This window comes from Frigoribacterium salinisoli (assembly GCF_054781095.1).
This window is the reverse complement of the sequence record NZ_BAAGVB010000003.1, coordinates 364637-378974: the sequence shown is the minus strand read 5'-3', so window position 1 is coordinate 378974 and position 14338 is coordinate 364637. Positions and strand designations below refer to the sequence as shown.

The 14338-nt window shown below is 76.1% G+C and carries 9 protein-coding genes; 5 read left to right on the top strand and 4 right to left on the bottom strand.

What is annotated here, in order from left to right; genetic code table 11:
• The first annotated feature begins 84 nt into the window (after nt 1–84).
• Entirely contained in the window at nt 85–285 is a 201-nt protein-coding gene (locus tag ACYVHQ_RS09815) for a hypothetical protein (RefSeq protein WP_460512517.1), read from the top strand.
• Between the two features lie 43 nt (nt 286–328).
• Here the strand turns inward: ACYVHQ_RS09815 and ACYVHQ_RS09810 are convergent, their stop codons facing one another.
• Together ACYVHQ_RS09810 and ACYVHQ_RS09805 are read right to left on the bottom strand one after the other, a co-directional pair.
• Nucleotides 329–2101 (bottom strand): hypothetical protein, encoded by a 1773-nt coding sequence (locus ACYVHQ_RS09810; RefSeq protein ID WP_460512516.1) that lies wholly within the window; start codon nt 2099–2101, stop codon nt 329–331.
• 43 nt (nt 2102–2144) lie between these two features.
• Nucleotides 2145–4034, bottom strand: coding sequence for an outer membrane protein assembly factor BamB family protein (locus ACYVHQ_RS09805; protein ID WP_460512514.1), 1890 nt, complete (start codon nt 4032–4034; stop codon nt 2145–2147).
• 234 nt (nt 4035–4268) lie between these two features.
• Between ACYVHQ_RS09805 and ACYVHQ_RS09800 the strand changes: the two genes are divergently transcribed.
• Nucleotides 4269–5819, top strand: coding sequence for an APC family permease (locus tag ACYVHQ_RS09800; protein ID WP_460512512.1), 1551 nt, complete (start codon nt 4269–4271; stop codon nt 5817–5819).
• Between the two features lie 709 nt (nt 5820–6528).
• Here the strand turns inward: ACYVHQ_RS09800 and ACYVHQ_RS09795 are convergent.
• The gene (locus ACYVHQ_RS09795) at nt 6529–7305 is read right to left on the bottom strand and encodes a DNA-formamidopyrimidine glycosylase family protein (RefSeq protein ID WP_460512510.1); all 777 of its coding nucleotides are present in this window, start codon (nt 7303–7305) and stop codon (nt 6529–6531) included.
• A 13-nt stretch (nt 7306–7318) separates the two neighbouring features.
• Between ACYVHQ_RS09795 and ACYVHQ_RS09790 the strand changes: the two genes are divergently transcribed.
• The gene (locus ACYVHQ_RS09790; RefSeq protein WP_460512508.1) at nt 7319–7663 is read left to right on the top strand and encodes a hypothetical protein; all 345 of its coding nucleotides are present in this window, start codon (nt 7319–7321) and stop codon (nt 7661–7663) included.
• Nucleotides 7664–7757: 94 nt separating this feature from the next.
• On the opposite strand, the gene ACYVHQ_RS09785 is transcribed toward ACYVHQ_RS09790, so the two are convergent.
• The gene (locus tag ACYVHQ_RS09785; protein WP_460512507.1) at nt 7758–12617 is read right to left on the bottom strand and encodes an Lhr family ATP-dependent helicase; all 4860 of its coding nucleotides are present in this window, start codon (nt 12615–12617) and stop codon (nt 7758–7760) included.
• Nucleotides 12618–12672: 55 nt separating this feature from the next.
• On the opposite strand from ACYVHQ_RS09785, the gene ACYVHQ_RS09780 reads away from it, so the two are divergent.
• Entirely contained in the window at nt 12673–12873 is a 201-nt protein-coding gene (locus tag ACYVHQ_RS09780) for a hypothetical protein (RefSeq protein WP_460512505.1), read from the top strand.
• Between the two features lie 442 nt (nt 12874–13315).
• A complete protein-coding gene (locus tag ACYVHQ_RS09775) occupies nt 13316–14296 on the top strand; it encodes an aldo/keto reductase (RefSeq protein WP_460512503.1) in 981 nt (326 codons plus the stop codon).
• Nucleotides 14297–14338 lie beyond the last annotated feature (42 nt).

Below are 14338 nucleotides of genomic sequence, written 5' to 3'. Positions count from 1 at the left end.
CCTCCTGACCCGAGCGGGCCTCCTGGCCCGAGCCGTGCAGGAGGCCCGCCCCGGCCCGGCGGGCACGGTAGCGTGGGCCGGGCCATGGACTCCCTGATCGTCTCCGTCCTCGTGTCGGCCGTCGTCCTGTTGATCGTCGTGCAGCTCGCCTACCGCCGCCGCGTGCTCAAGCGTCGCGAGGCCGCGGGGGAGCAGGTCGTCGGCCGGTCGTCGTGGATCGTGCTGGCCGTGATGGCCGCCTTCTTCCTCTTCGCGGTGTTCGTGTTCCCGCAGCTCGTGCGCTGAGCCGCCCCGCCCCGAAGCACGGCCCGACCGGCGGCGGTCGCCGTCAGCCGACGACGCGCGGCGGCGCGAGGCCGCGGGCCACCCCCAGGGCGTCGACCTCCACGAGGGTGGGCCCCCAGAAGTCGAACCGCCCGTCGGCGGCGCGCTGCCAGAGGTGGTGGCCGTCCGCCAGGTCGAAGGCCGTGACGGAGCCGCCGGCCCAGCCCCAGCCCCCGATCGCGTAGCCGGTCGTGCCCGACGCGGCCACGACGACGGCGTCGGCGGGGAGGTCGGCGCGCCACCGCTCCGAGCCGTCCGCGCGGACCGCGACGGTGGGCAGGGTCCCCGTCGTCCCGCCGTCGGCGGAGAGCTCGAGCGCGCCGAGGCGCACGAAGGCGTCCGGCGAGCCCGTCGGGCGGGTCAGCCCGCCGACGGGCTCGTCACCGGGCAGGGGACTGCTCCAGCGGTCCTCGCCCCCGTCGACGTCGAGGCAGCGCAGGCGGGCGCCCTCGCCGAGCAGGAGGCAGCCGGAGGCCGCGAGGGTCGACTGCGGTCCGCCCGTGGTGGGGTCGACCGCGACCGGCCGGCGCCACGCGACGTCGCCCTCCTCGTCCACCCCCAGGACGGCGGCGCGGCTGCTGCCGTCGGTCGTGCTCACCACCGTCGTGCGGCCCATGGTCGTGACCGACTGCAGGAACGCGCCCTCGAGCGGCACGCGCAGCACCGACTCGGCGGCCCCGTCCTCGGGCACGTCGACGACGAGGACCGCGTCGTCGACCGCCGCCACGATCCTGCGCCCCAGCAGGGTCACGCTCGTGAAGTCGGGCAGCTCGACCGTCCAGGCGGGCTCGCCCAGCGACCCGGAGGCGAGCACGTCCGCCACGCGGTGCACGCCGTACCGGGTCGTGTCGCCCTCCTCCGAGGTCCACGTGCCGTCCCGGAACCGCTCCCGGGGCCGCTCGGAGACGAGCAGCAGATCGGCGGTCACCTGCTCGACGGAGGTGACCCGGGAGCCGTCCGTCGCCTCGCCGGCGAGGGTGCGCACGACGACGCCCTCGGCGAGGTCGACGATCGAGGTGGGGGCGTCCGGCTGAGGACCGGCCCCCGTGACGAGCGCGAGGGGCGGGCCGTCCGCGGGGCCCTCGACCGGCACGACGGTCCACCACGACATCGGCCCCTCGCCGAGCTCGTCGGAGCCCAGGGCCCACGCGACGTCGCCGGTGACCGGGTCGACGCGCGCGAGCCCGCCACCGGCCGCGCCCTCGCAGGCGGCGCCGAAGGGGCCGACCGCGGCGGCCACGAGGACGTCGTCGCCGACCCTCCCGGCCGCCTGCCAGTTCGAGCACCCGGGACCGGCGAGCGGGGTGAGCCGGCGGCCGAGGTCGGTCGTCCAGGCGACGCCGTCGGGCGCGGTCCGCAGGTCGTCGACCGGGCCCGCCGCCGTCCAGTCGTCGCCGCGGGCCAGGGCGAGGGGGTCCAGCCCGGCCGTCGCGGCGTCGGGGTACGCGGGTGCCGTGAGCAGCCCCGCGGCGACGACGACCGCGGTCCCCACCGCGAGGGAGACCGACGCGGCGCCGAGGCGGCCCGGGCCCGAGGCGCGGCGCCAGCGCGAGGCGGCCGCGGCGCGGAGCCGGTGCGCGGCCCAGGCGACGGGCGTCGGGAGCCGGGGCGGGCCTCCTGCGCCGTCGTCGAGGGGCGCCGGGCCTCCTGCCGCGTCGCCGGGGGACGCGGCACCCCCTGCCGCGTCGCCACCACGGTGCGCGCCCGCGGGAGGCGGAGCCGCCGCGCGGAGCGGCGGCGTCGCCGTGCTCACGGGCCTCGTCGGCGTCCACCCCATGCGGTCATCGTAGGGGCGGCGCGCGCCGCTGACGAGGGCCGCCTCAGCCAGCGACGCGCACCGGGTCCACCAGCCGGTGCGCCGTGCCGTCGGGGTCGACGCGCACCAGGGAGCCGCCCCAGAACTGCAGGTCGCCGTCGTCGCGGGTCAGCTCCCAGAGGGCGTGGCCGTCGGCGAGGTCGAAGGCCGTCACCGACGTCTCGCGGCCCGTCTGCGACCGGGCGCTGAAGGCGTAGCCGACCGTCCGCGACGCCGCCCGCAACCGGGACTCCCGCGGCACGGCGGCGCGGAAGCGCTCGGCCCCGGTCGCCTCGTCGAGCGCGAGGACCGTCCGGGTCCACGCCGTCCGTGCCTCGTCGCCGCCGGCCCCGGGCGCCCGCCGCGCGACCTCCACCCACACGTCGCCCGTCGTCGTGCCGGGCGGCGCGGGGCGGGCGGAGAGGAACGGCGCGCCGTCGTCGGGACGCTCCCAGCGCTGCTCGCCCGTGTCGACGTCGACGCAGCGCACGCCCGCACCGCCCGCCGTGAGCAGGACGCACGAGCCCGACAGCACGGGGAACCGCTCGCCGACGTAGTCCCTGGTCCACCGCACGCGACCGTCCGGCGCGTACGCCGTGAGCCGCCCGCCCGCCTCGCCCGCCGCCGTCCCGCCGAGCGCGGACGCCGCGTACGCGCGCCCGTCCACCGTGAAGGGGAGCGCGGAGGTCGGCAGGGCACCCCGCCACGTCGACGCCCCGCCCGTCGCCGCGTCGACCACCAGGGCCGCGTCGTCGCCCGGCAGCACGAGGCGGTCGGCGAGCAGCAGGGGCGTGGCGTCGTCCTCGGTCGTGCCCGTCCAGATCGGGTCGCCCAGGTCGTCGACCCGCAGCAGCGACCACCGGGTGCGCGTGACCGCGTCCGGTGCGAGGGCGTCGCGGGCGGCGGCGGCGGCGCCGTCGGTGCCGGCGGCGTCGGTGGCGGTGCCGCCGTCGGTGCCGGTCCAGCTGTCGTCGGGGACGGTCCCCGTGTCGTCGGGGGCGGCGTCGGCCCGGCTGTCGGTGGTGCCGGCGGGGGCGGCGTCGGCGACGAGGGCGAGCGGCCCGACCGTCGACACGACGCGCGACCGCCCCTGCCCGCCCGAGCGCTGCACGTCGTGGACCTCGCCCGTGCCCAGGTCGAGCCGGGCGTGCGCCGCGGCAGCCGCCCCGGTCACCTCGACGACCACCGAGGTGCCGGAGGCGCGCGCGGTCGGTCCCGTCGCCGCGACCCCGGTCAGCACCTGGTCCGCGTCGTCGAACCACACCGTGACGAGCCCCTCGGCCCCGTTGCCCTGGTCGACGCCGAGCACGGCGGCAGGGTCGAGCACCCAGGCCACGGCGCCCGTGGCCGGGTCGAGGCGGACCAGGCGGGGCGACTCGTTCGGGCACGACGGCGAGCCGAACACCTGCCGACCGGTGAGCGAGACCGAGAGCAGCACGTCGTCGCCGACCGTGCCCACGACCTCGTGGTCGACGCAGGTCTCGCGCGCGTCGAGGCCGAGGTCGGCGACCGGGTCGAGGGACCAGGAGGCCGCGACCGGCTCGTGCCGCAGGTCGTCGACGGCCCCGCCCGCGACCGGTCCGGCGCCGCCGTAGTCGGGGAGGGCGGCGGTCCCCGCCGTGACCACGAACGCGGACGCCACGGCCGTCGCGAGGAGCGCCGCCGCGACGCGCGTCCGGCCGGAGGCCCGCCCCCAGCGCGTCCGCACCGCACGCCCCGCCCTCCGCAGCGGCACGTCGTCGGCCGCTGCCCGGGCGACCGTCGTGGCGGGGTCGACCGGCGCCTCCTGCCCCACCCGGTCACGGCCGGCGGAGCGCGGCCCGGGCGCTCCGGCCCCGGTCGGGCGCGGTCCCGTCGAGGCGCCGGACGGGCCCGCGTCGGAGCCGCCCGAGCCCGCGCCGCGCGCCCGGTCCACCAGTGGGTCCTCGCCGCGCCGGCCGGCGGGCGGGACCGACGCCGGAGGTGCCGGTGTCCACCCGCTCTCGCCCATCCGGTCATCGTAGGCACGCGCGGCGGCGGGCGGTCCGAGGAGCCGCGGCCGCCGCCGACCCCGACGTGGCCGGGCCGCGGGCCGCTGGGTACACTGACGCGTCGCCCCCGCGCCGGGGGCGGTGCGCCCCCTCGGCGCCCCCGGACCAGGAGACCGCACATGGCCGACGCACGCAGCACGACGACACCGGGGGCGAGGCCCAGCCGGAGCCTCCTGCGCACCAAGTCCGTGGAGTCGTCGATCGCCGACTCCCTCGAGGAGTCGACCGGGCTGAAGCGCTCGCTCGGCACGGCCGACCTCACGCTCATGGGCATCGCCGTCGCGGTCGGTGCCGGCATCTTCTCGGTCGGCGCGAACGCGGCCGCCAACTTCGCCGGACCGGGCGTGATCCTCTCGTTCGTGCTCGCCGCGATCACCTGTGGCCTCGCCATCATGTGCTACGCCGAGTTCGCCTCGACGATCCCCGTCGCCGGCAGCGCCTACACCTTCACCTACGCGACGCTCGGCGAGTTCCTCGCCTGGATCATCGGGTGGGACCTCATCCTCGAGACCCTCACCGGTGCCGCCGTGCTCGCGAAGTACTGGGGGATCTACCTGACCGAGGTGTTCGCCGGGTTCGGGCTGGACGTCCCCGACACGCTCGCGCTCGGGCCGGTGACGCTCAGCTGGGCACCGTTCCTCATCGTCACCGCGTTCACGGTGCTGCTCGTGCTCGGCACGCAGCTCAGCTCGCGCGTCGGCTCGGTGTTCACGGTCATCAAGGTCGCGATCGTCCTGTTCGTCATCGTCGTCGGCTTCTTCTTCGTCAAGGCCTCGAACTACACGCCGTTCGTGCCGCCGTCGCAGCCGACCGGCGACGCGGGCGGAGCGGGCGACGTGTGGTCGCAGTCGCTCTTCTCGTTCCTCTCGGGCGCCGAGCCCGCGCAGTACGGCGTCTTCGGCCTGCTCGCCGGGGCGTCGCTCGTGTTCTTCGCGTTCATCGGCTTCGACGTCGTCGCCACCAGCGCCGAAGAGGTCAAGGACCCGCAGAGGACCATGCCGCGCGGCATCTTCCTCGGCCTGGGCATCGTCACGCTGCTCTACGTGCTCGTCGCGATCGTGCTCACCGGCATGGTGTCGTACCGCGACCTGGCCGCCTCCGGCGACCCCACCCTCGCGACCGCCTTCCGCCTCGTCGGCATCGACTGGGCCGCCCAGGTGATCGCCGTCGGCGCGCTCGTCGGCCTCACGACCGTGATCATGGTCCTGCTGCTGGGCCTGGCCCGCATCGTCTTCTCGATGAGCCGCGACGGCCTCCTGCCCCGCGCCCTGTCGAAGACGAGCGAGAAGCGCCGCACGCCCGTGCGCGTGCAGGTGCTGGCCGGCGTCCTCGTCGCCCTCATCGCCGGGTTCACCGAGGTCAGCGTGCTCGAGGAGATGATCAACATCGGCACCCTCAGCGCCTTCGTGCTCGTGAGCATCGGCGTCATCGTGCTGCGCCGCACCCGCCCCGACCTGCAGCGCGCCTTCCGGGTGCCGTTCGTGCCGGTGCTGCCCATCGTCTCGGCCCTGCTCTGCGTGTGGCTCATGTTCAACCTCACGACCCTCACCTGGGTGCGCTTCGCCGTGTGGCTCGCCGTCGGCGTGGTCATCTACTTCGCCTACGGACGTCGTGCCTCGCGCGTCGGTCGCGGAGAGGACGCGGCCGCGCCGGCCGTCAGCGCCTCCTGAACCGGCCGTCTGTGCGGGGACCGGTCAGCGGACCGGTTCCCGCGCAGACGCGTGGTGCGGGGGCGCCGTCGCGGGGCGCCGTCGCGGGGGCGCGTCGTGCTGTCGCCGGGTGCACGGGCGCCCTCGGCACCGCGACGTGCGCTCCGCACCGCGAAAGTCTGCGGTGCCGAGCGAACTTCGCGGTGCGGTGCGGTGCGGTGCGGTGCGGTGCGGCCGGGTGCCGGGTGGCGGGCGCGCCTCCTGCGCACCAGCCATCTGCTCGGGAACCGGTCAGTTGACTGGTTCGCGGGCAGGAGGGTGGTTCGGCGCCGCCGCGGGGGCGCGTCGTGCTGTCGCCGGGCGCGCGGGCGCCCTCGGCACCGCGAAGTGTGCTCGGCACCGCGAAAGTCTGCGGTGCCGAGCGACCTTCGCGGTGCGGTGCGGTGCGGCCGGGTGGCGGGCGCGCCTCCTGCGCACCAGCCATCTGCTCGGGAACCGGTCAGCTGACTGGTTCGCGGGCAGGCGGGTGGTTCGGCGCCGGTGGCGGTGGCGGTGGCGGTGGCGGTGGTGGCGGCGGCGGCCGTGGCGGCCGTGGCGCAGCGACCGTCGGCACCGTGAAGTGCGCTCGGCACCGTGGAAGTTCGCGGTGCCGTGCTCACTTCGTAGTGCCGAAGAGGTGGCGCCCCGGTCCGGTGCCGGTGCCGGTCCCGGGCCGCCCGCGGCCGCCGGTTCAGGTCTGGCAGTGGGGGCACCAGTAGGTGTCGCGCAGCTCCAGCTCGCTCTCGCCGAGCTGCCCGCGCAGGACCTTCGTGCCGCAGCGCAGGCACGGCTTGCCGGCACGGCCGTAGACCCAGTCCGTGGTGCCCCGGAGCCGACCGGTCGTGGTGCGTTCGACGCGGTCCTTGTTGGCGACGATGAGGCGGTGCGCCAGGTCGACCATCTTCGGCAGGTCGGGCACCTCGCCGACGGGCCGTGTGGGCAGCACGCCGCGCAGGAAGCACAGCTCGGCCCGGTACACGTTGCCGACGCCCGCCATGACCCGCTGGTCGAGCAGCGCGAGGCCGATCTCACGGTCGGGGTCGGCGGCAAGGCGCTCGAGGGCGAGGGCCGGGTCCCAGTCGGGTCCGAGCAGGTCGGGGCCGAGGTAGGCGGTGACGGAGTCCTCCGGGTCGCGCGGCACGAGCTCGACGATCCCGAGGTCGAACCCGACCGTGACCCACTCGGCGGTCTCGAGCACGACCCGCGCCTGGTGCGTCGGACGCCGCCACTTCGTGCCGTGCTTGTAGACGTGCCACGACCCCTCCATCTTGAGGTGCGTGTGCAGGGTGAGGTCGCCGAGGTGGTGCAGGAGGTGCTTGCCCCGGCTGATCACGTCGTCCACCACGACGCCCGTGAGGTCGACCGTGGCGAACGCGGGCACGCGGAAGTCGGTGCGCGTCAGCACCTGGCCCCGCAGCACGGCGTCGAGGTTCTTCGCCGCTCGGTAGACGGTGTCGCCTTCTGGCACCGGTCAGCCCTCCGTGCTCGGGCTCAGGAGGCGCGCGCCGGCCCGCCCCGCCCGTCGCGTCGACCTCGCCCCGCTGGCGCGGCTGGTGCCGCTGGCGCCGCTGGTGCGGCTCGCACCGCTGGCGCGGCTGGCGCGGCTGGCGCGGCTGGTGCCGCTGGCGCCGCTGGCGCGGCTGGTGCCGCTGGTGCCGCTGGTGCGGCTGGTGCCGCTGGCGCCGCTGGCGCCGCTGGTGCGGCTGGTGCCGCTGGCGCGGCTGGCGCGGCTGGTGCCGCTGGCGCCGCTGGCGCCGCTGGCGCCGCTGGTGCGGCTCGCACCGCTGGCGCGGCTTCCACCGCTGGTGCCGCTCACGCGGCCATGACGGTCGCCACCGCTCACGCGGCGACCGCAGCACCTGCCGCTCACGCCGCTCACGCCGCTCACGCCGCTCACGCCGCTCACACCCCTGGCGCCGCTCACGCCCGGAGCCTCACGCCGCTGGGCGTCGGGGCGAAGCCGGCGTCGCGGAGGGCGTCGCCGAGCGGCGTGCCGAGCACGAACTCGCCGTCGACGCGTTCGACCGCGAGCTTGCCGAGGCTGCGGCGGACGACCGCGGCGAGGGACCCGGCCGCGAGCGAGAGCGCCCGTTCGTCGGGACCGCCGAAGGTCAGCACGGTCTTGCCGCCGCGCTCGACGTAGACGACGAGGCGCCCGTCGACGAGGACGACGAGGGCTCCCGCCTTGCGCCCGGGGCGGTGGCCGCGGCCCTTGGCGGGGGCGTCGGCGGGGGCGACGTCCGCGCTCGGGCCGGTCGGGCCTCCTGTCGGTGCAGCCGGGGCAGCCGCCTCGGCGGCGCCCGCCTCGGACCCGGCCTGGTCGGGCCAGGGCAGGGCGGCGCCGTAGGGGTTGGCGGGGTCGGTGGCCGCGAGCGTGACGACGGGGACGTCGTGCGAGCGGCCGGCGGCGACGAGGGCCTGCTCGTCGCGGCGGTCGCCCTCGTCGCGGGCGAACGAACGGAGGCGGTCGACGGTGGGCCCGGTCGCGAACTGCGCCGCACCCAGCCCCTCGATGAAGTAGCCCCGGCGGGCCCGGCCCGTCTCCTCGAAGCCGCTGAGGACCTTGTAGACGGTGGAGAAGCCTCCGGGCACCCCCTCGGTGACGACGGCCCCGCGCGTGACGACGCCGTGCCGCTCGAGCAGGAGCTCGCTCGTGGCCGCGGCCCGCACGGTCGCGTCGGGCTCGGCGAGGGGCAGCAGCGACCAGCGGCCACCGACCGTGGGCGGTCCGCTCTGCCGGGGCAGGGCCGCCCGGCCACGGCTGCGGTACGACGATCGGGAGCGGGTGGGCGTGCGCGGCTTCACGGCACGGCCGCCACCGACCTGCGTCCGCAGCGGCGCGAAGGTGTCGTTGGTGATCTGCCCCGCCCAGACGAGGTCCCAGATGGCGGTGACGAGCCCGGCGTCGTCGGTGCTGCCGACCGCGTCGGAGAGCTGGCGGAAGAAGTAGGCGCCGCCGCCGGCCAGGGCGGCGAGCACCTCGCGCTGCAGCTCGTCGGTCTCGGTGCCGACCGGGGTGGGCAGCGTGACCTGGGCACCGTCGGCGAGGTGCAGGCTCACCCAGCCGTCGGAGCCCGGCAGGGTCCCGGTGCCCGACCAGATGACGTCGCCCGTCGCGGTGAGCTCGTCGAGCATGGCGGGGGAGTAGTCGAGCACGCGCGCGGGCAGCACGAGCGACTCCCACGCGGAGGCCGGCAGCGAGACGCCGCTGAGCTGGTCGACGACCTGCAGCACCCCGTCGAGGCCGCGCAGGCCGGAGCCCTTGGTGCCCGTGGCGACGTGCTGCCAGGCGGGCAGGAACCGCCCGAGGGTGTCGGGCGCCACGGGCTCGACCTCGTGCCGAAGCGCGGCGAGCGAACGGCTGCGCAGGCGGCGGAGCACCTCGGCGTCGCACCACTCGCTGCCCTGCTGCTGCGGCCGGAACTCGCCCTCGACGACGCGCCGCTGCACGCCCAGGCGGCGCAGCACGTCGAGCACGACGGCGCTGCCGAGGCCCAGCCGCTCGGCGACCGCCGAGGGGGTGAACGGCCCGTGGGTGCGGGCGTAGCGGCCGACCAGGTCGCCGAGGGGGTCGTCGACGGGCTCGACGAACGCCGTGGGCACGCCGATCGGCAGGTTGACCCCTAGGGCGTCGCGCAGCCGGCTGGCGTCCTCGACGCCGGCCCAGCGCTCGGTCCCGGCGTGCGTGAAGCGCAGCACGCGATTGCTGCGCGCGAGGTCGGCGAGCGCGTCGGTGAGCGTCGCGCGGGCGGCGTCGGCGGCGTCGCCGGAGGCGGTGGCCCCGTCGGCGAGCCAGGAGCGCTCGACGATCTCGGTGGTGGTGAGCGGGCCGAGCAGGCGCAGGAGGTCGACGACGCCCTCGACGTCGCGGGCGCGGCGCTCGGGCACGAGCCGTTGCAGCTCGAGCTCGTGGCGGTCGATGACGTCGGCGTCGAGCAGCTCGCGCAGCTCGGCCCGGCCGAGGAGTTCTTGCAGGAGGGTCGAGTCGAGCGAGAGGGCGGCGGCGCGGCGCTCGGCGAGGGGCGAGTCGCCCTCGTACATGAACGCCGCGACGTAGCCGAACAGCAGCGACCGGGCGAAGGGAGACGGCACCTGCGTCTCGGTCTCGACGACGCGCACCTCGCGGCGCTCGAGGGCTCCCGTCAGCTCCATGAGGGCGGGCAGGTCGTACACGTCTTGCAGGACCTCGCGCACCGCCTCGAGCACGATCGGGAACGACGGGTACTTGCGGGCCACGTCGAGCAGCTGCGACGCGCGCTGGCGCTGCTGCCACAACGGCGAGCGGCGCCCCGGGTCGTACCGGGGCAGCAGGAGGGCCCGTGCGGCGCACTCGCGGAACCGCGACGCGAACAGGGCCGATCCGCCGACCTCCTCGGTGATGATCGCCTCGAGGTCGTCGCCCTCGAACGAGAAGAGGTCGGCCCCAGGAGGCTCGGCGTCGGTGTCGGGGACGCGCACGACGATCCCGTCGTCGGCCGCCATCGCCCCGCCGTCGACGCCCAGCTGGTCGCGGATGCGGGCCGAGACGGCCAGCGCCCACGGGGCGTGCACCTGCATGCCGTACGGGCTGTGCAGGACGAGCCGCCAGTCGCCCAGCTCGTCGCGGAAGCGCTCGACGACGAGCGTGGTGTCGGTGGGCACGTGCCCCGTGGCCTCGCGCTGCTCGGCGAGGAAGGTCAGGAGGTTGCGCGCGGCCCGCTCGTCGAGGCCGCCGGCCGTGACGCGGGCCGTGGCGTCGGACTCGCTGCTGTGCGCGAGCTCGCGCACGTAGCCGCCGATGGCGCGGCCGAGCTCGGCGGGGCGGCCGAGTCCGTCGCCCTTCCAGAACGGGACGCGGCCGGGCTGGCCGTAGGCGGGCGAGACGAGCACGCGGTCGTGCGTGATGTCCTCGATGCGCCAGCTCGTGGCGCCCAGCGCGAAGACGTCGCCGACGCGCGACTCGTAGACCATCTCCTCGTCGAGCTCGCCGACGCGCGCCGCCTTCTCGCCGACCATGAACACGCCGAACATGCCGCGGTCGGGGATCGTGCCGCCGCTCGTGACGGCGAGCCGCTGGGCCCCGGGCCGCCCGGTGAGGCCGCCGTGGACGCGGTCCCACACGATGCGGGGCCGCAGCTCGGCGAACTCGTCGGAGGGGTACTTGCCGCTCAGCAGGTCGAGCGTGGCGTCGAAGGCCGAGCGCGGCAGCGTCGAGAACGGCGCGCTGCGACGGACGGTGTCGAACCAGGCGTCGGCGTCGAGCTCGTCGAGCGCGACGGCGGCGACCGTCTGCTGGGCGAGCACGTCGAGGGGGTTCGTCGGCACGCGCAGCTCTTCGATGAGCCCGGTGACCATGCGCTCGGCGGCGACCGCCGAGTGGATGAGGTCGGCGCGGTGCTTCGGGAAGAGCACGCCGCGCGAGGTCTCGCCGACCTGGTGCCCGGCGCGCCCCACGCGTTGCAGGCCGCTCGCGACGGACGGCGGCGACTCGACCTGGACGACGAGGTCGACGGCGCCCATGTCGATGCCGAGCTCGAGCGAGCTGGTCGCGACGACGCAGCGCAGGCGGCCGCTCTTCAGGTCGTCCTCGATCATGGCCCTCTGGTCTTTCGACACCGACCCGTGGTGGGCGCGGGCCAGCAGCGGCTCGGCACCGCTGGTCTGCCCCGACCCGCCCATGAGCTGCGCCGGCGCTCCGCCCGCGGTCACCGGGTCGCGAAGAGCAGCACCGGAGGCGCGACCCGGCCCCGTCGCGGAGGTCGCGCCGACCTCGCCCGCGGAGGTCGTGCCTCCTGCGCCGACCGCGCCGACGGTCGCGAGCTCGACCTCACCGGCCTCGTCGCCCTGCTGCGCCTCGGCGGCGGCGTCGCCGCCCGTGCGCTCGAGCCAGATGTCGTTGAGCCGGGCCGTGAGGCGCTCGGCGAGGCGCCGCGAGTTCGCGAAGACGATGGTCGACCGGTGCTCGAGCACGAGGTCGACGATCCCCTCCTCGACGTGCGGCCAGATCGAGCCCTGGGGTGCGCTGCCGGCCGCCGACCCCTCGAGCGGGGCGGCGGTGCCGAGCTCGGTCATGTCGTCGACGGGCACGACGACGCGCAGGTCGAACTGCTTCTCGCTCGGCGGGGCCACGATCGTCACCGGTGCGGAGGCCGAGAGGAACCGCGCCACCTCTTCGGGCGGGCGCACCGTCGCGGACAGGCCGATGCGCTGCACGGGCTCGTCGAGCAGGTCGTCGAGCCGCTCGAGCGAGAGCGCCAGGTGGGCGCCGCGCTTCGTCGCCGCCACCGCGTGCACCTCGTCGACGATGACCGTGCGCACGCCCTTGAGGGTCTCGCGGGCCTGCGAGGTGAGCATCAGGTAGAGCGACTCGGGGGTCGTGATGAGGATGTCGGGCGGGGTCGACAGCAGCTTGCGCCGCTCACCGGTCGGGGTGTCGCCCGAGCGCACGCCGACCGTCAGCTCGGGCGCGTCGAGGCCGAGCCTCTTCGCGGTCTGCGTGATGCCGACGAGCGGCGACCGGAGGTTGCGCTCGACGTCGACGCCGAGCGCCTTGAGCGGCGAGACGTAGAGCACGCGCGTGCGGTGCGCCTTCTCGTCGGGCGGCGGTGCAGACGCCAGTGCGTCGATCGACCAGAGGAACGAGGCCAGGGTCTTGCCCGACCCGGTCGGCGCGACGACGAGCGCGTGCGCACCCTCGCTGATCGCCCGCCAGGCACCCGCCTGGGCGTGCGTCGGCGCCGCGAACGCCCCGCGGAACCACTCGCGGGTCGCGGGGGAGAAGCGCTCGAGAACGTCGTCCATCGGGGACATCCTGCACCGGACCCCTGACAGTGCTCGGGCGGGCTACGGTGGCGGCATGCCCCCGCAGCGACCCTTCGACGCCGGTGCCGCGCTCGTCGCCCGCTCGCTGGGCCTCCTGGCCGCCGCGCTCGCGATCATCGGCGTCGTGCGGTTGGCGCAGGGCGCGATCCTGCTCGGGCTCGTGCTGCTCGCCGTGGCCTTCGTCGCGGTCGCCGGCGCCTACTCGATCCTGCGTGCCGCCACGCGTCGCCGCTGACCGGGCCCGTCGGTCCCTGCCCCCGGTCCGTCCGGCCTCCTGCCGGCCTCCTGGTGTCTCCTTCCGCCTCTTTCCGTCCCCTTCCGCCCCCCTTCCGCCCCCTTCTGTCGTAAAAGGCGACAAGTCGGGGCCGACGCGCCGCGGCGGTGGCGCGGCCGTCGGCGTGTCGGCGGAGAACCGTCGCCTTTTACGACGGGAGGGGGCCTGGAGCCCACCGGGAGGGCGGCAGGAGGCGCGACGGGAGCAGCCGGGGAGCCAGCAGGGGGCCGGAGGGCCCAGGAGGGCGGCAGGAGGCGCGACGGGAGCAGCCGGGGAGCCGGCAGGAGCCGCAGGGCCCGGGGAGCCTGCAGGAGGCGCGGCGGGAGCAGCCGGGCAGCCGGGCAGGCGCCAGGAGGCGCAGGTCGGCGGCCCGCCGTCGGGGGTCGCGCCTACGCTCGGGCCCATGCAGACACGCACCCTCGGAAGGACCGGCCGCGAGGTCTCGGTCATCGGACTCGGAACATGGCAGCTCGGCGCCGACTGGGGCGACGTCAGCGAGGCCGACGCGCTCGCCGTGCTCGACGCGTCGGCAGAGTCGGGCGTGACGTTCTTCGACACGGCCGACGTCTACGGCGACGGCCGCAGCGAGCAGGTCATCGGCCGGTGGCGGCGGTCGAACCAGGAGGCCCCGCTCACGGTGGGCACGAAGATGGGGCGCCGTCTCGAGCAGGTCCCGTCGAACTACGTGCGCGACAACTTCGTCGCCTGGACGGACCGCTCGCGCGCGAACCTCGGCGTCGACACCCTCGACCTGGTCCAGCTGCACTGCCCGCCCACGGCCGTCTTCGAGGACGACGCGGTCTACGACGCCCTCGACGAGCTCGTCGAGCGCCAGGCGATCGCGGCGTACGGCGTGAGCGTCGAGACGGCCGAGCAGGCCCTCACGGCGATCGCCCGTCCGGGCACCGCGACCGTGCAGATCATCCTCAACGCCTTCCGCCTCAAGCCGCTCGACGAGGTCCTCCCCGCGGCGCAGCGCGCCGGCGTGGGCATCATCGCGCGGGTGCCGTTGGCCAGCGGCCTGCTCTCGGGCAAGTACACGACCGAGACGACGTTCGCCGCCGACGACCACCGCAGCTTCAACCGCCACGGCGAGGCCTTCGACCAGGGCGAGACCTTCAGCGGCGTCGACTTCGAGCAGGGCGTCCGCGCCGCACAGGAGTTCGCGGCGGCCGTGCCCGACGGCGTCACCGTGCCGCAGGCCGCGCTGGCCTGGATCGCCGAGCAGGAGGGCGTGAGCACCGTCATCCCCGGTGCCCGCAACGTCGAGCAGGCCCGTGCGAACGCGGCGGCCGGCGCCGTGCGCCTCGACGACGGCCTCGACAGCGAGGTCGTCCGGATCTACGACCAGTACTTCCGCGAGGTCGTCCACCCGCGCTGGTGATCCGTCAGGAGGCGCGCGCGGCCCAGGTGGGCACGCGCGCCT

What these genes read in the sequence shown, in the direction of transcription:
- ACYVHQ_RS09785 (WP_460512507.1), bottom strand. Translation starts at nt 12,617, where the DNA reads ATGGACGACGTTCTCGAGCGCTTCTCCCCCGCGACCCGCGAGTGGTTC.
- ACYVHQ_RS09810 (WP_460512516.1), bottom strand. Translation starts at nt 2,101, where the DNA reads ATGGGGTGGACGCCGACGAGGCCCGTGAGCACGGCGACGCCGCCGCTC.
- ACYVHQ_RS09775 (WP_460512503.1), top strand. Translation starts at nt 13,316, where the DNA reads ATGCAGACACGCACCCTCGGAAGGACCGGCCGCGAGGTCTCGGTCATC.
- ACYVHQ_RS09815 (WP_460512517.1), top strand. Translation starts at nt 85, where the DNA reads ATGGACTCCCTGATCGTCTCCGTCCTCGTGTCGGCCGTCGTCCTGTTG.
- ACYVHQ_RS09800 (WP_460512512.1), top strand. Translation starts at nt 4,269, where the DNA reads ATGGCCGACGCACGCAGCACGACGACACCGGGGGCGAGGCCCAGCCGG.
- ACYVHQ_RS09780 (WP_460512505.1), top strand. Translation starts at nt 12,673, where the DNA reads ATGCCCCCGCAGCGACCCTTCGACGCCGGTGCCGCGCTCGTCGCCCGC.